This is a genomic window from Duganella violaceipulchra (assembly GCF_019166075.1).
In the GTDB taxonomy this organism is placed as follows: Bacteria; Pseudomonadota; Gammaproteobacteria; order Burkholderiales; family Burkholderiaceae_D; genus Rugamonas; species Rugamonas violaceipulchra.
In genome coordinates this window covers 1-23,190 of record NZ_JAHTGR010000011.1, presented here as the reverse complement: position 1 = coordinate 23,190, position 23,190 = coordinate 1, and the positions used below count along the sequence as shown (strand labels likewise).

Annotated in this window: 9 protein-coding genes and 3 pseudogenes; 5 read left to right on the top strand and 7 right to left on the bottom strand. The window is 67.7% G+C overall.

Features of this window, described 5'->3' with window-relative positions; all coding sequences use genetic code 11:
• Positions 1-29 precede the first annotated feature (29 nt).
• The 5 genes and pseudogenes from KVP70_RS20270 to KVP70_RS20250 form a co-directional block, all read right to left on the bottom strand.
• Positions 30-899, bottom strand: coding sequence for a creatininase family protein (locus tag KVP70_RS20270; RefSeq protein ID WP_217943981.1), 870 nt, complete (start codon positions 897-899; stop codon positions 30-32).
• Positions 900-1,051: 152 nt separating this feature from the next.
• Positions 1,052-1,984 (bottom strand): annotated as a pseudogene (locus KVP70_RS20265) (purine-nucleoside phosphorylase); the annotation flags it as partial.
• Positions 1,985-2,047: 63 nt separating this feature from the next.
• Positions 2,048-3,082 (bottom strand): annotated as a pseudogene (locus KVP70_RS20260) (purine-nucleoside phosphorylase); the annotation flags it as partial.
• Between the two features lie 158 nt (positions 3,083-3,240).
• A complete protein-coding gene (locus tag KVP70_RS20255) occupies positions 3,241-10,275 on the bottom strand; it encodes a hybrid non-ribosomal peptide synthetase/type I polyketide synthase (RefSeq protein WP_217943980.1) in 7,035 nt (2,344 codons plus the stop codon).
• An 87-nt stretch (positions 10,276-10,362) separates the two neighbouring features.
• A pseudogene (locus tag KVP70_RS20250) lies at positions 10,363-11,589 on the bottom strand (MFS transporter); the annotation flags it as partial.
• 356 nt (positions 11,590-11,945) lie between these two features.
• Between KVP70_RS20250 and KVP70_RS20245 the strand changes: the two are divergent.
• The 5 genes from KVP70_RS20245 to qhpG are packed head-to-tail and all read left to right on the top strand — an operon-like array spanning position 11,946 to position 18,670.
• On the top strand, positions 11,946-13,535 hold the full coding sequence (locus KVP70_RS20245) for a ferritin-like domain-containing protein (protein ID WP_217943978.1): 1,590 nt from the start codon (positions 11,946-11,948) through the stop codon (positions 13,533-13,535).
• Between the two features lie 6 nt (positions 13,536-13,541).
• Positions 13,542-14,960: a hypothetical protein gene (locus KVP70_RS20240; protein ID WP_229224961.1), complete on the top strand. Its 1,419-nt coding sequence runs from the start codon at positions 13,542-13,544 to the stop codon at positions 14,958-14,960.
• Entirely contained in the window at positions 14,960-15,784 is an 825-nt protein-coding gene (locus KVP70_RS20235; protein WP_217943977.1) for a hypothetical protein, read from the top strand. The genes KVP70_RS20240 and KVP70_RS20235 overlap by 1 nt, the downstream gene beginning before the upstream one ends.
• Positions 15,774-17,186 (top strand): radical SAM/SPASM domain-containing protein, encoded by a 1,413-nt coding sequence (locus KVP70_RS20230; protein WP_217943976.1) that lies wholly within the window; start codon positions 15,774-15,776, stop codon positions 17,184-17,186. Before KVP70_RS20235 ends, KVP70_RS20230 begins: the two co-directional genes overlap by 11 nt.
• A gap of 5 nt (positions 17,187-17,191) precedes the next feature.
• Positions 17,192-18,670 carry a flavin-dependent monooxygenase QhpG gene (gene qhpG, locus KVP70_RS20225; RefSeq protein ID WP_217943975.1) on the top strand — a complete coding sequence of 493 codons (1,479 nt, stop codon included), beginning with the start codon at positions 17,192-17,194 and terminating at the stop codon, positions 18,668-18,670.
• Between the two features lie 117 nt (positions 18,671-18,787).
• On the opposite strand, the gene KVP70_RS20220 is transcribed toward qhpG, so the two are convergent.
• Positions 18,788-22,795 carry an FAD-dependent oxidoreductase gene (locus KVP70_RS20220; protein WP_217943974.1) on the bottom strand — a complete coding sequence of 1,336 codons (4,008 nt, stop codon included), beginning with the start codon at positions 22,793-22,795 and terminating at the stop codon, positions 18,788-18,790.
• A 177-nt stretch (positions 22,796-22,972) separates the two neighbouring features.
• A partial coding sequence (locus tag KVP70_RS20215; protein ID WP_217943973.1) for a hypothetical protein occupies positions 22,973-23,190 on the bottom strand: 218 nt, incomplete at its 5' end.

The window sequence follows — 23,190 nt, the reverse complement described above, 5'->3', positions numbered from 1 at the left end:
GTCGATGCGGCGCCGGCGTGGCGCTTCGCTTAGTGATGGCGTTCTTGAAGGATGGTTTTGATCGCGCTGACCGATGCCTCGACCTGGCGTTGCACGCCCAGCCGCCCCAGTTCAGCGCTGGCGCGCGTGGCGTCACCGCGCACGCCATCCGCCACCCCGGGCTTGGGGCCGTGAGACATCGCTTCGATGCGGACCATCGACGGCGCGGTGGCAAGCATCAGCGAGGCATCGCTCAGCCCTGCGTGCAGGCCGATTTCAGCACTGCTGTAGCCTTGCTTCTTCAGATCGTCAATAAACGCGGTCTGGGTGACATCGTAGTAATCGAGCAGCGCGTAGGCGCGGGCGGGGTCGCTTTTGCCCCAGGCGCGGTTCAGCTTTTGCGCCACGCTCACTTCGTTTTGCTGATAGCCTCCATGGTCACCGATGAAGATGATGTCGCGAAAGCCGTGCTGACGAAAACTTGCCGCTGCCCCTTCGAGCACGGCCTCGAAAGCTGCCGGCGGGATCGAAATGGTGCCGCTGAATCGCATGTGGCCGGCCGGTGGAGTGACCGCGCCTTCCGGCACATACGACACCACCGGCGCGACCATCGTGTTGCCGAGTTTCTGGGCAATCATGGCCGCGATGATCCCGGCGCGGACGTTGTGCTTGCCAAGGGCGATGTAGGGGCCGCTCTGCTCCACGCCGCCGATGGGGATCAGGATCGTGGTCGCGCCGTGTTCTATGCGGCTGCGCAATTCCGTGCTGGTGAGCTCTTCCAACATGACGCTGGCGCCGCCCTGCCCCGCGCGGCCCACGCCTTCGCCGCGCTCGGCGGAAGTGGCCGCCCTTACCGGCAGAGTCAGCAATGAAGCGGCGGCCACCAGGAGGCCGGCGCAATGGCCTGCACCGGTCAACATCCAGCCCCGCGTATGTTCATCATCCAACTTATCCCTCACAATACCTCACTCTGCAATGTGGACCTGCCTCGGCCGTCCAAGTATAGCGGCAGATGACAATTTTATGCGATCCGGCAGAGAATGGCGTCATTAAGTTGGCAAGACCGTACCGTCTAGCGCGCCGGCACGCCCTTCTTCCAGTGCCTCCATTGACCGACAATCTGCTGGATGACCGGCCGGGCGGTCGCCAGCAGGTTCGCGGCGGCCGGCTCGAAGCCGCCCTGCGTGGTGTAGTTCAGCAGTACGTCGCTATCGGTTTGGCCCGGATGCGGCCGGTCCACATCCGAGCCGGCGCGCAAGATCAGCACCCGCTTGAAATCGGCCCGCCCGGCCGCCGCGGCGCGCCTCAGCACTTCGAGCGTCGAATTATCCTCTTGCTGGGCGGTGCAGTACGAGGCCTTGCCGTCGGTGAGCAGCGAGGACCACGCTTGCGCCCGGTTCGCCAGCGCGCTGCCGCCGAACCAGGTGTCGGTCGATACGGTATCGCAGCGCAGCACCATGGGCGGCCGGCTGGCGGGGCCGCTGGCAAAGCCGGCGCGATAGGTCCGCGCGGCTTCCGAGTCGCCCAGCGTGACGTTTTTGGACAGCGCGAAGGCGCGCGTCACCAATTGACGGTTGATCTGGAACACTTCGGTGCGATAGCGCAGCGCCGGCTTCCTGGACGGCGTATCGGTGTCGATGCCGAAGTAGCCAGATGCCCAGCCCGCCGGCATTTCGCGGGCATCGATCTCATGCGCCAGCGAGTAATCGATGGCGTAGTCGGCCCAGGTGGTCGAACCGACGGTGCCCAGATTCGGATTGATGCCGGCGATGCCGGCAATGATGAAGTAGGTATTGCGCAGGTCGAAGCCGCTGGCGTAGAACAAGGCGCTGAGCGAGGCGGCGGCGTTGCTGTAGCCCATGTCGGTGGTGACCTGGCAAATATTGTCGCGATCGCAGAGCACTTCTGGATAGCGCGGCGACAGGCCCGGCACCTTGCGGCCGGTCGTCAGCCGCAGCGCCTTGATGAAGGGAGCGGCTTCGCCGCCGAACATGTTGACGATCATCACCTTCGGCGCCAACGGCGCTCCGCCGGCCGGAGCGCCGTCGATATGACCGACCGGCGCTTCCTTCTCCGGTGTTTGCTGTCGCCAGTCCGGCCAATGTTCGACGATGTCATGCACCAGCGGCGCGGCCGCCAGATACAGGTTCTGCAGCGCGAGCGCGAAACCGCCGGAATTGGCGGACAACGACGCCAGCGGCGTCTGGCCGGGATGCGGACGGTCGAAGTTCGAGGCCGCGCGCAGTACCGCCACGCGCTGGTCGTCCAGCAAACCGGCGCCGGCGGCGCGCTTCAACGCGGTGTAGCTGGCGTTGTCTTCCTGCGAGCTCATGCAGTATGTGCCCTGGCCGTCGGTGAGCAGCTTGAACCAGTCGCGCGCGCGCCGCCCAAGCAAATCGCCGTGGTACCAGTTATTGCCCGTCATGGAATCGCACTGCGTGACCTGCGGCGGCTGGTTGCCGGGCGCGGCCGCGTACAGCGCGCGATAGGCTTGGGCCTGCTCGGAATCGGCCAGCGCCACGCCACGCGACAACGACAGCGCCTTGTCCAGCAAGCGGTCGTTGAGCTTGTACACCTCGCTGCCATAGCCGAGCGGCGGCTTGACGCCGGGCGTCTTGGTGTTGATGCCGAGATAGCCGGTCGACCAGCCCGCCGGCCGCTCGCGCGCGTCCAATTCCCACGCCAGGTCCGAATCCACCAGATAGCGCGACCATGCCGCCGTGCCCGTTGTGCCCTGGGCCGGATCGACGCCGGCAATCCCGGCGATGATGAAATATGTTTGCCTGAGGTCGAACAGGCCGCTGTGCGCCAGCGCCGACACCGAGGCTGCGGCGTTGGCCTTGCCCATGTCGGTCGTCATCTGGCAGACGTCGTCGCTGTTGCAGCGCACCGCAGGATAGCGCGGCGACAGCCCCGGCACAGGGATCGCCTGATCCAGCCCGAGCTTGTCGGTCCAGACCGCCGCTTCCTGCGCGAACATGCTGATCAACATGACCTTCACCGGGCGCGGCCCGTGTGCGGCGGCGCTGGCTGAATCGGCGACGCCGCCCAAGATCAAGCCCAGCAAAAGGAGATCGAGACGACGCACGATGGAATATGACATGGCTTGGGCACCTGTTAAACGAGTTGCAATGGTACATGCAAACCGCATGCCATCTTGCAACCCGCAATCCCGGCTTACGTCGAACATGCGCGGTGCACTATTTTATTTTTTGCACCAGTGCTGTGCGCTGCCGCGCAGTCCGACGTGATCGACGACGGTCAGTTCCGAGTCCCGCTCAAGGCCACCGCCAGGCGTTCGGCGATCGCCGCCACGCCCGCTCCTGCCATGACGGTGTGGTGCGTTCCCGGAATGGTCACGAGCTCCAACCCGTCCGGGACCAGCTCGCGCCAGCCCAATTCGGGTTCGCCAAATTGCTGGGCGAACCCCTCGGTGCCGCAAAACAGCAAGACCGGCATATCGGCGGACGGCGGCTGGTAAGCGCGCAGCGCGGTATCGTTGGCCTGGGCCACGGCCAGCATCTGCCGCACCTGCCCTGCCCCGGCCTCCGGCGGCAACAGCCCCTGCCGCATGGCCGCCTCCAGCACATGCGACCACTGCTCCGGCCCCGCCACGCCGCGCAGCTGGTCCCAATCCATGGGCAGGCGCGGCAGCAGAATGCCCAGCAACACCACGTCGTCATGCAGCCAGTCCGTGCCGGCCAGCTGGCCGTACGCGCCGTTGCGATACAGCGGCTGCGCGCTGGCGTTCTGCGCGCGCGAGTCGATCAGCGCCAGCAGCGCCACCTCATCGCCGGCCTGGCGCAACTGCCGCGCCATCTCATAGGCGATGCATCCGCCCATCGAATGACCGGCCAGATGGTAGGGCCCGGTCGCCTGCCGCGACTTGATCAAGGCGATGTAGTCCGCCGCCATGTCCTCGATGTTATCCAGCGGCGCCTCCGCGCCCTGCAAGCCACGGGCCTGGACGCCGTACACCGGCTGATCGGCGCCAAGGCAGCGCGTCAGCTCGACATAGCCCATGGTGTGGCCGCCATACGGATGGATGCAGAACAGCGGCGCGCGGCTGCCGCCGGTGCGCATGCCGACCAGGCGTGAAGCGCCCGCCGCGCTGCCGGAACGCAGCGCCTGGGCCAGGCTTTCGACCGTCGGATGCTCCAACAGGACTGCGCTGGACAGGCTGCAATCAAAACTCCGCTCCAGGCGCAGGATGACGTTCAGGGACGACAGGGAGCTGCCGCCGAGGTCGAAGAAATTGTCGTCAAGCGCGAGCTCGTCCACGCCCAATATCTCCGCGAACACCTTGCCCACTTCCAGCTCGAACGCATCGCGCGGCGCGAGCCGGCGCGCGGGCGTAGTCTGCGGCGCCGGCGCGGATGCCGCTTCAACGCGCGTCACGGCCGCGAAGCGCGTGGCGGACGACGTCGTGGCCTGGCGCGCCTCGGGCCAGTAGCGGGAGCGATCGAACGGATACACCGGCAAGGCGATGCGGCGCCGCGCCGCGTGCTCGTGCAGGCGCCACCAATCGGGCGCGACACCGTTGCACCAGAGCTGCCCCAGGCTGGCCAGCAAGGCCGCACAGTCCGATGGCTGGGTCGCGCCGGCCAGCGTCGGGCCGGCAAAGCGCACGTTCTGCTTGTTGGGGTGGCGCTGCAGGATGGCGCTGAAGGTCTGCCCCGGACCGGTTTCCAGATAGAGGCCGTCCGGCGTCTCCAGCAACAGCTCCAACCCTTGCGCGAAGCACACGGTCTGGCGCATATGCCGTACCCAATGGTCGGCGCTGGTGGCCTGCTCGGCCGTCACCCACGATCCCGTCACGTTGGTGATGTACGGAATCTGCGGCGCGTGCAGCGCCACCTCACCCAGCCGCGCCCTGAACTGGTCCAGGATGGGGTCGAGCATGGCGGAATGGAAGGCGTGCGAGGTCGGCACGCGCCTGCTGCGCAAGCCGGCCTGCTCCAGCGGGACCGACAGTGCGGCGATCGCCTCCATCGTCCCGGCCAGCACGCAGGCACGCGGGCCGTTGACCACCGCCAGGTCCACCCCGGCGCCGAGGAAAGGCTGCACCTGCGCCGGACTGGCCTCGACCGCCAGCATGGCGCCGGCGGGCAGGCCCTGCACCAGCTGGCCGCGCGCGGCGACCAGCTTGAGCGCGTCGGGCAGCGACATGACGCCGGCCAGGCAGGCCGCCACATATTCACCCAGGCTGTGTCCCATCATGGCGTGCGGACGCACGCCCCAATGCATCAGCTGGCGGGCCAACGCATACTCGACCACGAACATGGCCGGCTGCGTGATCGCCGTCTGCGCCAGCTGCCGCGCGGCGTCTTGCTCGGCCTCCGGCGCCGGATACAGCAACGTGCGCAGATCGAGACCCAGCACCGGCCACAGCAACTCGGCGCAGGCATCGACCTCGGCACGGAACTCGGGCAGCGACGCATACAGGCCGCGCCCCATGTTGACTTGTTGCAGACCCTGGCCTGGGAACAGGAAGGTCACCCGCGCGGCGCCGTCCGCCATCGCCGCCGATGCTGGCTGTGCGAACGTGGCCGCCAGCGCATCCGCCGCACCGGCCGCATCGGCGCCCACCACGGCGCGCCGGTGCGGCAGCGGCGCACGCCCGGCTTGCAACGTGTAGGCGACATCAGCCAGGTCGGCGCCCGGATGTTCGCGCAGGTAGTCCGCCAGATTGCGGCTCATCGCCTCCAGCGCCGTGGCCGACTTGGCCGACAACGTCAACAACTGCTGCGGCAGCCCGGCCGCCGTGGGCAGGGCCGGCGGCGCCTGCTCCAGGATGAGGTGGGCGTTGGTGCCGCCTATGCCAAACGAGCTCACCGCCGCGCGACGCGGCAGGTCCGACACCGGCCAGGAGGCCAGCGCGGTGTTGATGCGGAACGGGCTGCGCGCCAGGTCCAGCTTGGGATTGGGCCACTGGAAGTGCGGCATGGCCGGCACTACACCGTGGTGCAGCGACAGCGCCGCCTTGATCAAGCCGGTGACGCCGGCCGCCGTGTCGAGGTGGCCGACATGGGCCTTGGCCGAACCGAGCAGACAATATTCGCGCTCGTCCGTGTAGCGACGATACGCCTGGGTCAACGCGGCGACCTCGATCGGATCGCCCAGCGGCGTGGCGGTGCCATGCGCCTCGACCAGGCCGATGCTGCGCGCATCGACGCCGGCCCGGCGCAGCGCCTGGCCGATCACGTCGGCCTGCCCGTCCACGCTGGGCGCGGTGAAGCCGACCTTGCCGTTGCCGTCGTTGTTGATGGCCGAGCCCTTGATCACGGCCCAGACGGTGTCGCCGTCGCGCTGGGCGTCGCTCAGGCGCTTGAGCACCACCAGCGCGCCGCCGCTGCCGCGCACCGTGCCGCCGGCGCCGGCGTCGAACGCCCGGCAGCGGCCGTCCGGCGACAGGATGTGGCCTTCCTGGTAGAGATAGCCGGTCGCGTGCGGGACCTCGATCGACACACCGCCGGCCAGCATGATGTCGCTGTCGCCCTGCAGCAGCTGCTGGCACGCCAGGTGCACCGCCACCAGCGAGGTCGAACACGCGGTCTGCACCGTGAGCGCGGGGCCGCGCAGGTTGAGCTTGTGGGCCAGGCGGGTGGACAGGAAATCCTTCTCGTTCAGGATGGTGGTCTGGAACAGTTCGGCGGCGGACTCGGGACGGACGTCAAGGAAATGCTGCAGATACCCTGCCCGTCCGACGCCGCCAATGACGCCGACGCGGCCGCAGTCGGCGCCGCCGTAGCCAGCGTGCTCCAGCGCCTGCCAGCCCAGTTCCAGGAACAGGCGCTGCTGCGGGTCCATCAACTGCGCCTCGCGCGGCGGATAGCCGAAGAAACGCGCGTCGAAACAGGCCACGTCGTCCAGGATGCCCTTGCGTTTGACATAGCGCGGCTCGCGCAGCAGTTGCGGGTCGACGCCCGCGTCGAGCAACTGCTGATCCGTCAGCTCCGTGATGGACTCGGCGCCGGCGCGCAAGTTGCGCCAGAACTCCGCCACGTTGGCGGCGCCGGGAAACTTGCCGGCCATGCCGATGATGGCGATGTCGTTGCCGGCCGGCGCGCCGGGCGGCACGGCGTGCAGATGTTCGCGCGACTGCGCGTCCAGGTCGTGCCCGTGGCTCAGCGCGGTGCGCAGGTGATTGGCCAGCGCGCGGATGGTCGGAAAGCGGAACAGGTCCATGGTCGGCACCGTCAGGCCCAGCTTCTCCTCCAGCAGCACTTCGACCTCGACGATGCTCATCGAGTGGCCGCCGACGTCGAAGAAGCTGTCGTCGATGCCGACCGCCGTCAGGTTCAGCACCGCTTGCCAGATGGCGGCGATCTGCTGCTCCAGCTGGTCGCGCGGCGGCGCGATGCCGGCGTCGGCGGAGCGGCCGGCCGGCGCCGGCAGCGCACGCCGGTCGATCTTGCCGTTGGGCGTCATCGGCCAGGCGTCGAGGAATTGGAACGCGGCCGGCACCATGAAGTCCGGCACCTTGCCCTGCATGTGGGCGCGCAGGTCGGCGCCGCTGACAACCGCGCCGTCGCGGGCGATCACGTAGGCCACCAGGCGCTGGTCGTTGTTCGCTTCGCGCCGCGCCAGCACCAGCGTGTCGCGGATGGCGGCATGCTCGCCGATGACGGCTTCGAGTTCGCCCAGTTCGATGCGGAAGCCGCGTATCTTGACCTGATGGTCGAGGCGGCCCAGGAACTCCAGGCTGCCGTCCGGCAGATAGCGGGCCAGGTCGCCGGTCTTGTACATGCGTTCGCCAGGGGAGCCGAACGGGTTGGCGACAAAGCGCTCGGCGGTCAGGTCGTCACGGCCGAGATAGCCGCGCGCCAGGCCGACGCCGGCGATATACAGCTCGCCGGCGACGCCGCGCGGCACCGGCTGTAGCAGCGGGTCCAGCACGTACAGCCGGGTGTTGGCCAGCGGCCGGCCGATGCTCACGCACTGCGTCTGCGGCGCCAGCACCGTCATGGTCGCGCACACCGTCGCCTCGGTCGGGCCGTAGGCGTTGATGAAGCGGACCGCGGCGCTCCAGCGCCTGACCAGTTCCAAGCCGCAGGCCTCGCCCGCCGTGACCACCGTCTTCAGCGTTGGCAGGTCGGCCGGTTGCAGCAGCGCCAGCACCGACGGCGGCAGCGTGACCACCGAGACCGCATGGCGATTGATGGTATGCACCAGCGCGGCGCCCGGTATCAACGCCATTTTCGGCGCCAGGCACAGGCTGGCGCCGGCGCACAGCGTCATGAAGACCTCGCTGACCGAGGCGTCGAAGCTGAACGAGGCGAACTGCAGCACCCGGCTCTCCGGCGCTACCTGGAAGCCGTCTATCATGGCCTGCGCCAGATTCGACAGGCCCTGGTGTTCCAGCATCACGCCTTTGGGACGTCCGGTCGAGCCCGAGGTGTAGATCACATAGGCCAGGTCGGTCGGCGCCGGGCTGGCCTGCGGATGGTCGTCCGGCGCATCGGCCATGCCGGCCAGGTCGGTGTCGACACACACCAGCCGCGCGGCGCTGGCAGGCAGGCGCGCGCGCAGCGCCTCCTGGGTCAGCAGCAAGGCGACGCCGGCGTCTTCCAGCATGTAGGCCAGCCGGTCTTGCGGATACTCGGGGTCCAGCGGCAGGTAGGCGCCGCCGGCTTTCAGTATGGCCAGCAGGCCGACCACCAGTTCGGGCTGTCCGCGCTCCATGCTCAGGCCGACCAGTTGCCCGCGCTGCAGGCCCAGTCCGCGCAAGTGATGCGCCAGGCGGTTGGCGCGCCGGTTGAGCTCCTCATAGGACATGCTGTCGTCGCCGTAACGCAGCGCCGGCGCCGACGGCGTGCGTGCCGCCCACTGTTCGAACCAGCGATGGGCGCAGATTTGCGGGAACGGCGCGTCGGTGGCGTTGTGTTCGGCGCGGATGCGCTGTTCGCGCTCCGTCAGCATCGGCAGCCGGTCCAGCGCGAGCTCGGGCGCGCGGGTGGCGCCCAGCAGCAGGGTCTGGAAATGCTCGACCAGATAGGCGACGCTGTCCGCGTCCCACAGATCGGTGTTGTACCAGCACACGCCGCGCAGCGAGCCGTCCACTTCCTCCACCACGAAGTCGAGGTCGAACTTGACGCTGCGCAGCTCCAGCGGATAGGAGTCGAGCCGCAGGCCCGCCAGATCCAGGCTGGCGCCAGCCAGGCCCATGCGCGCCGCCGCCACGCCCTGCATGTGGGACAGCTGCGATTTCTGGTAGGTGAAGGCGACCTGGAACACCGGGCTGCGGCTCAGATCGCGCGGCAGGCCCAGGCGCTCCACCAGCAAGGGGAACGGGAAATCCTGGTGATCCTTGGCGCCGACCAGCACCTCGCGCACCTGGTGCAGGAACTGGGCGAACGGGGTGTCCCCGGCCAAATGGACGCGCAGCGCGCACGGACTGGCGAAGTAACCGACGGCGCGCTCGTAGCCCTGCGGCGGCCGGCCGAAGCGCGGCGAACCGACGGCCAGGTCGTCCTGCCCGGTGTAGCGGTACAGCAGCGCGTAGAACGCCGCCAGCAGCACGGTGTAGAACGTCACATCCTCCTGCCTGGCCAGGGCGCGCACTTGCCGGGTCAGTTCTTCGCTCAGCTGAAACGCGTGGCCGGCGCCGGCGTGGTGCTGGACCGGCGGCCGGGGACGGTCGGTCGGCAGGTCCAGGTGGGCCGGGCCGGCCAGTTGCGCTTGCCAGTAGGTCCAGTGCTCGTCGCCGCGCGGCGACGCCAGCAGATCGCTTTGCCATGCGACGTAGTCGGTGTACGACAGCCCCTCGGGCGCCGGCGCGGAGGCTTGCCCGGCAACGCGGTCGCGATACAGCACGCCCAGCTCGTCCATCATGATGATCAGCGACCAGGTGTCCGTCGCGATGTGGTGGCTATTGAACAGCAGCACGTGCTCGTTGTCGCTGCGGGTGTACAGGTGGCAGCGGAATACCGGGCCGTTCTTCAGGTCGAACGGCAAATGCGCCGCCTCGGTCAGGCGCGCGTGCAGCCGCTGCGCGTCCCATCCGGCGGCGTCGATCTGCTGAAAGCCGGCGCGGCCCTGCGGATGGATCAGCTGCACCATGTCGCCGTGCGGCGCGGCGTAGGTGGTGCGCAGCACGGCGTGGCGCTGGACCAGCTCGTGCAGGGCCGCTTCGAGCGCGGCGACGTCGAGCGGGCTGCGGATGGTCCATGCCATCGGCAGCCCGTACTCGGCGCCGTCGGGATTCAGATTCCACAAGAACCACATGGCGCGCTGGCCTCGTGAGGGGGGCGCCACAACCGGCGCTGCGGTGTTGTCGTAGGTGCTATTGCTCATGGGGGGAATTTCCTGATAGGTGGTGTCGATGTCGGAGAGCCGGCGCGCAGCGTGGCGCCGGGTGGCCTGTGGCCCAAAACGTTAGATGCGATCAGCGCTGAGCCGGTGCGCCAACAACATGGCCGCCGCGCCCGAGAGGGCCGCGCAGACCAGACTGGTTTTCAGGCCGCCGAGCGCGGCGACCTGGCCCCACAAGGCGGCGCCGGACGCGCTCGCGCCCATGATGGCCATCTGATACATCGCCATGCCGCGAGCGCGCACCCAGTCGGGCAATGCCAGCTGCACCGACACGATCAGCGCGTTGGCGGTCGCGATCCAGGCCATGCCCGCCACGAACATGATGGGCGCGGCAAAATAAACATGCGTGGAAAACGCCACGCCGCACATCGCGGCCGACAACACCATCGCGCCGCGCAGCGTTAGCATCTCACGTGACATCGATAGGCGCCAGCGAGGCAGGAACAGCGCGGCCAGCACCGTGCCGCCCCCCATGCAGGCCAGCAAAACGGTGAAGGTTCCAGTGCTGCCATCTTGAAAGTGACGCGCCACCAGCGGCAACAGCGCCAGCAAGGCGGTCGAGTGAAAGAAGAACAGGAAGATGCGCAGCAGTACCGCCTTCAGCGGCGCGGACCGCAGGGCGTAACGCACACCGTCCAGCATGGCGGCGGTCAGGCGCTGCTGCCCCGCCAGCACCGGCGCCTGGGCATAGCGCCAGCGCATGATGAGCAGCGCGGCCAGCGTCGACAGGACGGCGTTGAGCGCGAACACCCAGGCCGTGCCGGCACTGGCGATCAGCGCGCCGGCCACCAGCGGACCGATGATGCGCGAGGCGTTCATCGACACGCCGTTGAGCGCGAGCGCCGCCGGCAATTGGGCGCGCGGCACCAGATCCGGCACGATGGCGGCGAACACCGGCCAGCGCATGGCCAGGCCGATGCCGTTGGCGAAGGTCAGCCCCAGCAGCATCGCAGGCGAGCTCATCCCGGACAGGATCGCCAGCCACAACAGCAACGCCACCGCCGCCACCCAGCACTGGGTGAGGATCAAGTAGCGGCGCCGGTCCACCTGGTCGGCCAAGGCGCCGCAGGGCAAGCCGAGCAGGAATACCGGCAAGGTCGACGCGGTCTGCACCAGCGCCACCATGACCGGCGACGCGGTTAGCGAGCTCATCATCCAGGCGATGGCCACGTCGTTCATCCACATGCAGACATTGGCGGTCAGCCAGGCACACCACAGCATGCGGAACGCCGCATGCTTGAGAGGGGCCAAGGCGGACGTGTCGTCCGAGGAAGTGCGGGAAAAAGAAGCTGGCATGGGGAGTCAGGAAGGGTGCGCGTCGGGTGGTGTCGCGGCGGTCCGAACCGAGCGAGCGCGGCATTATACATGGGCGGAACGCCTGCCGTCGTGCACATTTTTTCTGCCACCCACCGCCCCCTCTTGACACTTTCCCATCCGTCGCCCACGCCAATAGCCACGCCAGATCGCCCGCCCCGGTGGCGCAGCATGCAAGCGTCGCGGGTGGTATTTTCGCCACCATGGTGATTTTTTATCGTTGACGATTTTGTAAGCCATGACGATACTCGCAGCACTGTCAGCCCGCCCCGGCGGCGCCGGCATACCGCCAAATGCAACGCATCCCCACGGGATGTCCTACATGAGAAGGACAAGAAATGCGAGCTGCACAGATCCGCCGCCACCTCGGCGCCCCCTCCGCCGTCCTGCCCCGCACCGGCACCGAACAAGGCCTGCCGTCGACCACGCCGCAGCTGTTGCGCGGCACGGTCGCGCCGGCCGCCAGCGCCAAGTCCTCCGGCACGGCGGCGCTGAACCTGGAATTTTCGCCGCGCGACTACATCACCTACCTGTTGTCGATCGACGCCGAAATCGAACACTGCCTGATGGTGCAATACCTGTACGCCGCCTATTCGCTGGGCGGCCCGCAGGTGCCCGAGGCGTTCCGCGACAGCGTGCGCACCTGGCAGGAAGTGATACTGGGCATCGCCAAAGAAGAGATGGGCCACCTGATCTCGGTGCAGAACTCGCTGCGCCTGATCGGCTCCCCGCTGCACATGGAACGCGAGGACGAGCCCTGGGACTCGCCGTTCTACCCCTTCCCGTTCACGCTCGAACCGCTGACGCTCGACTCGCTGGCCAAGTATGTGTACGCCGAATCGCCGGTCGGCTGGGACGGCGGCGCGCTGGGCAAAGAGATCCGCCTGCGCGTGCACGCCAAGGTCGAGGACCCGCAGCAGGTGGCGGCGCTGTTCAACACCCTGATTCCACTGGTGGCCGATCCCGACTACATCCCGGACGCCGCCTTCGACGCTTCGACCCTGCCGGCCCAGGCCGACTTCGCCGAGTGGGGCCGCGGCTACCAGGGCGGCCATCGCGGCCGCCCCAGCGGCCAGCCGACGCAGACGCCGGATGTGCTGGTGGTGCCGCAGACCTGCCGCGACGACATGGTCGCCGCGCTGCACGCCATCGCCGAGCAGGGCGAGGCCACCAAGGGCACCACCGCCTCGCACTTCGTGCGCTTCCTGCGTATCTATGTCGAGATGCGCGAGCTGGTCGAGCTCGCGCCGCTGACGGCGGAACACTGGAACGCCGCCCGCCCGCTCGATTTCGCCGCGCCGCAATGGCAGGCGCTGCAACCGCAGAGCAAGGCCGGCCTGCTGACCAGCGGTCCCGCCGGGCGCGCCGCCTGGGCGCCGGCCCGCCAGGTCGCCATCAATCCCTACGTCTCGCTCGATCCCGACGACGAGGGCAGCGATGAAAACGCCACCAGCACCCGCATCACCCATCCCGAATCGGCGCTGTGGGCCACGCTGCACAACATCCGCTACCGCATGCTGCTGAACTACCTGATCCACAGCTTCACGCTGTACGGCGGCCTGAACGCGGCCGGCGCGATCACCCCGCGCGGCGCCATCGTCAACGCCACCTTCGGCGAGATGTACAACCTGCGCGCCGTCTCCGAGATCCTGATGCAGTCGCCGGTCTCGGCCGACAAGCCGGCCGCCGGCTTCGCCGGGCCGCCGTTCCAGATGCCCTACACCCTCAACAGCCCGTTCGGCGAGGCCAACAAGTGGCGCGGCCACCTCGACCTGCTAACCGCCTCGGCCAGCGTGGTCGAAGCGCTGCAGCTGCTGGCGCCCGAGTCCCGCCACGCCTATCTGGCGTCGCTGCGCGAAGCCGACCGCAATATGCGCGAGCTGATCCTGCGCATCCTGTCGGGCACCATCGACACCGCCCTGCTCTAGGAGACCATGATGCCGATACTGGAACTGAGAATCCTGCCCCCGCTGTCCGTGGCCCGCCTGGGCGGCGCGGCCGAGCCGCTCGAAGCCTACGACCTGGAGACCGATCCGGACAGCCCGATGAACTACCGCCGCATCGTGCCGCGCGAGAGTTTCGAGGTCGATCCGCACAGCGGCCGCATCGTGCGCGCCTATGTGCCCGACAACATCCGCTTCAAGGACGAGAACAAGCTGGTGCGCCCGGTCGCCCCCTTCCTCGAAGTGTATGCGCGCACCAGCGAGGAACCCGAGCAGCTGCAGCCGCTGACCACCGCCCTGCTGGCCGAGCACGGCCTGGCGCTGGCCAATCTGCACTGGGACGTCGAGCTGGGCAACATCAAGATCTACCGCCGCACCAACAACCGCAACGACCAGGTCCACGCCAACCTGTTCCGCCTGCAGGACCACGGCCGCCACGCGCTGCAAGGCTGGTGCGAGAACTACTTGCCCGGCAAAACGCTGCCGCTCGGCCACGTGCAGTTCATCGCCCCCAGCGAGGACTTTCCGGAGATCCGCCTGCGCTACACGCCGGCCGCCGGCAAGGTCTACGGCAGCCGCCTGCAGCGCCTGGAACCGCAGGCCGACGGCATACCGCTGCTGGTGCCCGACCCGATCATCGACCACGAGGCGCTGGTGCTGTACGACGCCGCCCGCGGCGACTGGCTCAACTACACCGAAGGCAGCGGCCCGACCTTGACCAACCCGGCCGGCATCTACGCCGGCTACGCCAACGCCCAGGGCCAGCAGGTCAGCTGGGGCTACCTGGACGATGAATGCGACGGCCTGGTGCGGGTGGTGCTGACCCTGGCCGACAGCAGCACGCTGGTGGCCCAGGCCACCATCGGCGCCGGCCCGCCGGCCTACGCGCCGGACACGCTGCCGATCCGCGTCGTCTCCGACGAGCTGGAGCAGCTGCTGCACGGCCCCACCGTGCCGGAAGAGGAGGTCTCGCTGGAACAGGCCACCGAACTGGTGCTGCGCGCGCTGGAGACGGTGCGGCTGATGAACACGGCGATCATGAACGGCAACCCGGTCAACGGCCGCCTCAACGTGGCCAGCACCATGGTGCGGCAGAACAGCAGCGACTTCGAGCGCTACTACGAGCCGATCGCCGCCGCCTCGCTGGTCGACAACCTGGCGCTGCGCGCCCTGCACGAGCGGGTGTTCAGCGCCCTGTCGGCCGGCGGCGCGCCATGGTTCGCCCAGACCCTGCGCCTGCCCGAGGAAATCGGCGACCTGTCGGCGATCGCGCTGCGCAAGATGCCGGCGCTGATGCGCGGCGCCGACGGCCGCAGCCTGACGCTGACCCGGCGCCACATCGACATGGTGGTCAAGGCCGCCCGCAACGCCATGTTCAGCCCCCCCAACAATCCTGCAGGAGACCTGTGATGGCCGCAAAACAGCCCAGCCTGAGCGCCAACAACCTGACCGCGCAAATCCACCACCGCGGCGCCGGCAATCCCGCCTCCATCCTGCCGCGCAGCGCGATCTCCAACTGCTTCCCCGGCCTGGAATTCGACTTCCGCAACCTGTGGCGGCGCGCCTTCGAGGGCATCGTGCTGGTGGAGAACAACAACTACGTGATCGACGCCGAGCCCGCCTTCCAGCACCTGGTCACGCGCCGCCTGCTGCGCTTTGCCGGCCTGGAGGTTGGCACCATGGTCAACACCACCGGGCCGGTGTTCCCCGACGGCAGCTCCGGCACGCTGGCCTCGGCGGCCAACCCGAACGCGGTGTCCTTCATGGAATGGTCGAACTCGATCGCCCGCATCCTGCACCTGCAGGGCCAGATGGTCAGCTGCGAGTTCACCGCCCAGACCGACGCCAGCACCGAGGTGCTGGCCGGCCCGGACACGCCCGTCATCACCGTCGAGCTGCGCCTGCGCACCTTCTTCGAGCCGGACACGGCGGCCTTCAATCCGGCGCTGTTGCAGCCGGGCGAACTGACCCAGGGCCTGTGCGCGCCGTGGCAGAACGACTACCGCGAGTGCGCCTGCTATTACTGGGCGGCCTCGCGCCCCGACTATGTCAACGTCGAACCGGGCGTCAATGGTTTGTCGCACGGCGACATGTGGTTCGCCAAGAAGCGCACCGGCACCTACATCCCGGACAACCGCACCGACACCCGGCTGTACTCCTACGACGACCTGTTCAAGTCCTGGCAGGAGGACCTGCGCTTCATCATCCGTGGCAAGGATGCCGATGAATCCTGACGCGCCGTCCGCCGCCAAGGCCACGGCGGCGGACGGCGCCGCCCTGGCGCGGGCGCTGAGCAGCCGCATCGTGGAGGCCTCGCGGCCGCGCCAGCGCCACGCCCACCTGATCGACGACGCCCAGGGCGCGCAGCTGTTGATGGTCAACGGCACGCGCCTGTACCACCTGCCGCCCGGGCTGACCGAACAGTTCCGCAGCGCGCTGGGCAGCGACGACCCGGCCCTGCTGCAAGGCCTGGTCGACAGCTGCGGCCTGCACGCCGAGGCGCTGATCGACGACACCCCGCTGGCCGCGCCGCCGCTGCACGCGCTGTCGCTGGCGATCGCGCAGAAGTGCAACCTCGGCTGCACCTATTGCTATGCCCAGCAGGGCGAATTCGGCGGCAAGGCCAAGAGCATGGAGGAGCAACAGGCGCTCAAGGCGGTCGACCTGCTGCTGTCGCAGGCGGCGCCCGGCGCCAAGGTGAACCTGGCCTTCATGGGCGGCGAGCCGCTGTCGAACCGCGCGGTGCTGCGCAGCGTGACCGACTACGCCAGCCGGCAGGCGGCGTTGCGCCAGGTCGACTGCCGCTACTCGATCACCACCAACGGCACCCTGCTGCGGCCGGACGACGCCGACTTCTTCGAGCAGCACGGCTTCGCCGTCACCGTCAGCCTGGACGGCGCGGCCGAACAGCACAACCGGCTGCGGCCCTTCAAGGGCGGCAAGGGTTCCTTCGACAGCATCCTCGAACGCATCACGCCGCTGCTGACGACGCAGCGCCGCATGCAGGTGTCGGCGCGCGTCACCGTCACGCCGTTCAACCTGAACCTGCCGGCCACGCTCGACCTGTTCATCGGCATGGGCTTCCACAGCGTCGGCTTCTCGCCGCTGCTGCGCGCCGCCAACGGCCGCGCCGAGATGGGCGAGGCCGAGCTGGGCGAAATGCTGGAGGCGATGATCGCCTGCGGCCTGGCCTTCGAGCAGAACGTGCTGCAGGGCCGCCGCTATCCCTTCATGAACATGCAGAACGCGCTGCGCGAACTGCAGCGCGGCACGCACCGGCCCTACCCCTGCGGCGCCGGCGCCGGCTACTTCGGCGTGTCGGCCGACGGCGAGCTGTCGGCCTGCCACCGCTTCGTCGGCGACGAACAGGGCGCCATGGGCTCGCTCGACGGCGGGGTCGACCGCGCCCGCCAGGCGATCTGGCTGAACCAACGCCATGTGCACCGGCAGCAGCCCTGCTCGGACTGCTGGGCGCGCTACCTGTGCGGCGGCGGCTGCCACCACGAAGTGCTGGCGCGCGGGCGCAGCGCCTGCGACTACATACGCGGCTGGCTGCACTACACGATAGGCGCGCACCAACGCCTGAGCCAGCTAGCGCCCGACTGGTACGCCGCGCCGGCCGGCACGCAGGACTGAGAACGATGGGCGACGGCGACACCCTGTTCGACGCGCTGGTGATCGGCGCCGGCCCGGCCGGCGTCAGCGCCGCGCTGCGCCTGCAACAGCTGGGCCACAGCGTGCTGCTGGTCGAGCGCAGCGCCGTCTGGCCGCGCGCGCAGGTGGGCGAGGCGCTCACGCCCGGCGTGCGCAACATCATCGAACTGCTGGACGCCAACGACGCGCTGGCGGAAGTGCCGCACGTCGCCCACGCGGGCAGCCGGGTGCTGTGGCGCAGCCGCACGCCCGACCTGCTGCAGCAGGCCGGCTCGGCCATCGTCGACCGGGGCCGCTTCGACGCCGCCCTGCTGGCGTTGGCGCGGCGCCGTGGCGTCGAGCTCGAACAGCCGGCCCGCCTGCTGCACCTGGCCGGCGCGGCGGGCGACTGGCGGGCCAGCCTGCTGTGCGCCGAAACACGCTGCCGCCAGGTGCGCGCCCGCTACATCCTCGACGCCAGCGGCCGCGGCGCGGCGTCCCGCATCGACTGCGCGCCCCGGCTGGCGGCCATCTGGGGCGAGGTCGACCAGTCGGCCCTGGCGCAGCTGGACGGCGCCACCCAGGTCGAAGCGCTTGAACACGGCTGGCTGTGGGCCGGCTGCCTGCCCGGCCGGCGCTATCGATTGATGCTGGTGTGCGATCCGCATGCGGCGCGGCAGGCCGGCACGGCCGCGCCGGAGGCACGCCTGCGCGCCGCCTGCGCGAACAGCCAGCTGCTGCGCGCGGCGGCCGGGCTGCCCTTGCTGGGCGCGGTGCAAATGTGCTCGGCCACGCCCTACCTGGCGCCCGACAGTTGGCAGGACGGCCGCCTGAAGCTGGGCGACGCGGCCTTCGCGCTCGATCCGGTTTCCTCGTCCGGCGTGGAAAAGGCGATGCGCTTTTCGCTGCAGGCGGCGGTGGCCCTGCATACCGTGCTGGGCGACGAGCGCCCCGAGCGCCATGCGCTGGCGCGCCGCTTCTTCGAGGGCAGGCTGGTGGAGGCCTGCGCGCGCCACGCGCACTGGACCGAAGCGTATTACGGCCAGGCCTGGTGCGCCGACCAGCCCTTCTGGCAAGCCCGCGCACGCTGCGAGGCCGTCGGCGACGGCGCGGAGCGGCCGGAATTGCTGGCCGCGCTGTCCACGGAGCGCGCACGGCTGGCCGGCTACCAGCCGCCGGAACTCAAGCCGCTGGCCGGCCTGAACCCGGCCAGGCCGCTGCGCCTGCACGGCGGCGCCGCGATCGTCGAGCTGCCCTGCGTGGTTGACGACCGGGTATGCCTGCAGCAGGCGCTCGACCATCCCCATCTGGAGCGGCCGCTGGCCTTCCTGGAAAACGAGGCGCTGTTCCCGCATCTGGCCAGGTTGGCGCAGCCGCTGCCGCTGGCCCAGCTGTTGCAGATGCTGGCGGACTGCATGCCCGGCCACAAGGCCGAGCGCATCGCCGCCTGGCTGTGGCAGCGCGGCTTGCTGGAAAGTGTTGGCTGAGCCGACGGTGCGGTCTCAGATTTCGAAATGCATGGCGTCACTGTACAGTTTGCCGGCGCCGACATAAAACGGCGGCGGGCAACCATCGTCGCCTGCCGCCGTGCTTCAAGGCTGCGCTCAGGTTTGTATGGTGTTCATCACGTTGCCAGGTTCGATCAGGTTAAAGACGACGGTTTCAGGTATCGCCTGCGCGTTCGGATGCAGCGACAGGTAGCGCGCCGTGTCCCTGGCCTGGCGCAGCTTGATCGCCGCCCCCACCTTGTTGGCGGCTTGGTAGAAGCTGAACACCGCCTCGCGCAAGGCAGGCTCGCTGAAGGCATAGGTGTCCTGCACGATGTCGATTGCCGGCGCCGGTGTGTTGCGGCCCAGGATGGTTTCGGCGTACGGCCCCTGTCCCGTCACCGATGCGTTGATCTGGATGTCCATGAAGGTCATCTTGCCCAGCGCCGGATAGATGACGCCGGGGTCCGGCAGACAGGCCAGCACGTCGCCCGCGGTCCAGGTCGAGGAATCGGCCGCTGGCGGCGCGTGCATCAGCGTCGAGGCGTTCGGCACGAAGGCGGCCTGATTGTAGGCGCCGTCGTTGATCACCGTATGCTGCACCGAAAACTGCCAGATGAACATCGCCAGCACCTCTTTCAGCGTGGCCGTGGTGAGCACCTCGTCGGGGAAGCGTTGCGCCGGTGTTCCGCCGTCGCGGTAATTGAAGGCCGGGATCAGCTTGCCGAAGAAGCGCTGCAACTGACTGTCGGCGGCCACCGCGCTGTCGCCGTCGGCATAGACGGTGTCCACAAACTGAGAAGCGAACGCCGCAATCGCGTCGTACCACAGCGTGGCGTCATGCACATAGGCATACGAGAACGGCGTTTCGTGCACGCCGCGCTTGCGGGCATCCTTGGGGATGGCCAGGTCAAGAAAGCGGAACGCCGGGTCGCCGTAGATCCGGTCCTGCAACTGGTAATTGCCGATCCGGCCACAGGAGAAAATCTGGTCGTAGACGAAGCCGATGTTGTACACGCCGGGCTTGCCATTGGTGGTGCGCGTCTGCGGGAAGGACAGTGCGTCCGGATCGAAAGCGCTATTGTAGATGGTCTGCTGAAACTCCAACGCCTTGCTCAGGTGCGGCTGCAGCAGCTTGAACACCGGGTGCTGCTGGAACGCTGCGCTGGAACCGGGATTGACGTCCGGATTGAACACTTCCTCGGAAAACAGGGCGATCGAGACCATGGCGCAGATCTGGTGCGTGAGCAGTTGATGGAAGCCCACGTCATGCAAGGTCTGGCCGGCGCAATTGGTCAGCATCTTGGCCAACAGCCAGGCGTTCTGCGCGTTCGGCATGCCTGGCGTGAACAGCTCGCCATTGTCCTCAAGCTGGATCGCTACCGGCGTCAGGTCGCCCTGGCCATTGACGCTGTAGAACACGATAGGCTTGGGCAGATAGTAGCCGCTCGGTATGGTGGTGCAGGCGGACAGGTAGCGGCGATAGTCGGCCACGTAGCGGATCTGCGCCAACGGCCCGAGCAGGTCCGGGTGCAGGATGTTGGCGCTTTCGATCAGCTGGCGCACGTCTTTTTCGCTCACCGCGGCCAGCAGCGTGGGCATGAAGCCGGCCAGTTGCTGGCGGGCGAATTCATCGTCGTCCTTGAGCCAGAAGGCCGGCGCCGGAATGGTCTGGAAATTCTTTCCGTAGTAGAGCGCTTCGAGCATCGCCACCGCGTCGTCTTGCGGCGCAACCGGCGCCGGCTGAGCCGCCTGCGCGGCCGTGCGCCGCGCCACGTTGTCGTCCCACAGATCGCCCAGCATCCGCAACACTTGCCGGTCCTTGGCCGTGCCCTTCATCGATTGCGGCACCTTGGCGAAGTCGCGGATGAAGGCCGGCACGCTGCCTTCGAATACCTTGTGGCCGGACGGGTAGATGCTGTCCACCGCGCCTTGGGCCGGCCACGCGGGATCGCGGTCGGCCAGGTTGTAGGCGTACTGGTATTCCATCCGATTGGCGGTGACTTCGTCCTGCTCGATATCGGGCGCCTCGTCCACGCCCCAGGTCTTGTGCAGTTGGGCGATCGCATCGTGGCGGCCGGCATGCTGCAGCACGTGGTAGACGGCGTTGTAGGCCGAATCGAGCGCGCCGACGATCCAGCCGTGATGCACCGAGCAGCATTCGCCGGCGAAGTTGAGGTGGCCGTCGAATTCCGGTGTGAGCAACGCTGGATAGATGTTTTTGAACTGGCCCGGATTGAACAGCGCAAACGCCCCGCCGCCCGACTTCTCGTCCCAGAACCAGGTCTTGGTGGTCTTGCCGTCGTGGTAGCCGGCGAATTGGGCCGCGATGTCGACTTCCGGGTACAGATGGGCGATGCCCTTCAGGCATTCGGCCACGCGCGCCTCGTCGTCCAGCGCGCCAAGCTTGCGCGCGTCCTGCGCCCAGCAATAGACTTGCAGCACGCCTTGCTTGCCGTCGTAGCCATAGGACGGATAGATGATCTGGCGGTTGGCGTGATCGGTCGACGCCGCGCCCAGGCCCTTGTCCTGGCGCTTGCCGAGCTCGGCCCAGAACTGCGTCTTGAAGGTCAGGAAGGCTTTAAACGACGGCATGAATTGGCTCTCGCGGATCGCCTGGGCCTTGTCGAAGGAAATATTGTTGAGCAGGTTGGTCTTGAATTCGCCGTTCAGATACGCGCCGTTCGGCAGCGTGGTGATCACATAGCGATAATGCTTGTCGATGAATTCGTCGCCCGGCTGTTCGCGCTTGCGCAGCGGCTGGTCATGCTCGTCGAACGGGCCTTGCAACTTGCGCACCTTGACCTTCATGCCACCGTCGCCATCGAACAGCGCGGGGTCGTGCGAGAGCTCGACGACTTTATGTTTCAGGAACACGCGCTGCTTTTCCTGCGGCGCCGCTTGCCGCGCCAGCGATGTCGGCGCGGCGGCCGGTGCGACGCTGCCGGGCGGCTGCGCGTCGGGCGTCAGATTGTCCGGCGCATAGGTGTACCGGCCGTTGGCGTCCTTCTTCAATCCCACCCGCACCAGCGCGCTGTTGCCGTCTTCCTCGCGCACGCCGGCCGCCATGTCGAGCACCCTGCGGCAGGCGTCGGGGAAGCGCTGCATGCCCTGCGCCACCGTCAGCATGTACACATTGCTGTCCTTGGCGTCGTAGGGATTCTTGCTGCCGCCCCAGTCGTAGTTGGCGATCACCATCTCCACGAACGACACCGAGAACATGCCGGTGCCGACCGAGGTGGTTTCCAGATAGCTGGCGATCGACCACGGCAGCAGATCGCTCTTGGCGCCCATCGCCGGATCGTAGTACTGGCCCATATCGCCGAGCGTGAAGACGGTGGTCAGGTAATCCCACATGGAGTACTGGTCGTACTGCATCAGCATCGCGAAGCCGTCGGGGAAGGAGGCGGTGATAGCGGCCATGAAGTCGGCGTTGACCTGGCCCATCACCATGTTGACCGGCAGGTAGAGACCGTCCTTACCGGTCTTCGGAGTCATCCAGACCTGCGGCACGTCGCCGCCGTTGTCGACGTCGAAATTCAGCGTGTTGAGATCGGCATCCTGTTTAAGGATGGGATCTTTCATATTGTTGAAGCGCATGCGCTGGACCGGCGAATCGTAATAGAACTTGCGCCAGACGACCTTCTGCTCGTCCAGGCCGTGCCGCTCCAGCACCGCGTTGACCGCCAGCGCAAGCTGCTGCACCGGCAGCATGTCGGCGGAAAACTGCGGCAGGCGCATGCCGCCCATTTCGCCGTAGAGGCCGGACGTGTCCTCATGGGCAGGATCGTAGTCGGACGAATACCAGGTGTGGATACGGCCGCCGACCCGGTCGGAGCTCTCGAACAGCTCGCATTCGATGCCCAGCGATTGCAATATCAGCCCGGAGAACAGCCCGGCGAAGCCGCCGCCGACGATGCCGACCGTGAGCGGCTCGGCGACGCCGGCCGGGCGCGACGCGGCCTTGAGCAATTTTTTATTGCTGGCCTGCTTCAACTGCTGGTCAACGGTCGCGCGATAGGTATGGCCGTGATTGGCCAGCAACCACGACGAATAGGCCGAACGCAGGGAATTCACGCGGCCAGGCGCCGAGGCTGCGCCGGTTTTAAAAGTCAGATAGCTCATGATGGTCCTGTGAAGTGGAATGTTTACACGAGGTGCCGGAGGGGGATGGAGCCGAACCAGTATGGACCGTATCGTGCGGCAGAATCTCACGAATTGTAATAATGGAACAGTTTGTTTTTCATTAGCGGTTGGGCGGAGGGCGAAAAAAAACGCCATAAACCCCTGATTTACAAGGCTTTATGGCGTTTCATGATCGCTCTCAATAAAAAACAAACTGGTGTCCGAGCCGAAATCGCAAATCGGCTTGCCTGATGGATCCACGCTTTGGTATAGTGGATCCCGAATCTGAGACGATGGTTTAAGCTGTGGTCCGTGAAAGGATGACAGCAAATGAGTGAAGGAAAAAAACGGCGGGTGCACACGGCGGAGTTCAAGGGCAAGGTCGGCCTGGAGGC

Bases quoted from the DNA above. Each gene is read 5' to 3' on its own strand.
- KVP70_RS20270 (WP_217943981.1), bottom strand. From the start codon at position 899: ATGTTGACCGGTGCAGGCCATTGCGCCGGCCTCCTGGTGGCCGCCGCT.
- KVP70_RS20255 (WP_217943980.1), bottom strand. From the start codon at position 10,275: ATGAGCAATAGCACCTACGACAACACCGCAGCGCCGGTTGTGGCGCCC.
- KVP70_RS20245 (WP_217943978.1), top strand. From the start codon at position 11,946: ATGCGAGCTGCACAGATCCGCCGCCACCTCGGCGCCCCCTCCGCCGTC.
- KVP70_RS20240 (WP_229224961.1), top strand. From the start codon at position 13,542: ATGATGCCGATACTGGAACTGAGAATCCTGCCCCCGCTGTCCGTGGCC.
- KVP70_RS20235 (WP_217943977.1), top strand. From the start codon at position 14,960: ATGGCCGCAAAACAGCCCAGCCTGAGCGCCAACAACCTGACCGCGCAA.
- KVP70_RS20230 (WP_217943976.1), top strand. From the start codon at position 15,774: ATGAATCCTGACGCGCCGTCCGCCGCCAAGGCCACGGCGGCGGACGGC.
- qhpG (WP_217943975.1), top strand. From the start codon at position 17,192: ATGGGCGACGGCGACACCCTGTTCGACGCGCTGGTGATCGGCGCCGGC.
- KVP70_RS20220 (WP_217943974.1), bottom strand. From the start codon at position 22,795: ATGAGCTATCTGACTTTTAAAACCGGCGCAGCCTCGGCGCCTGGCCGC.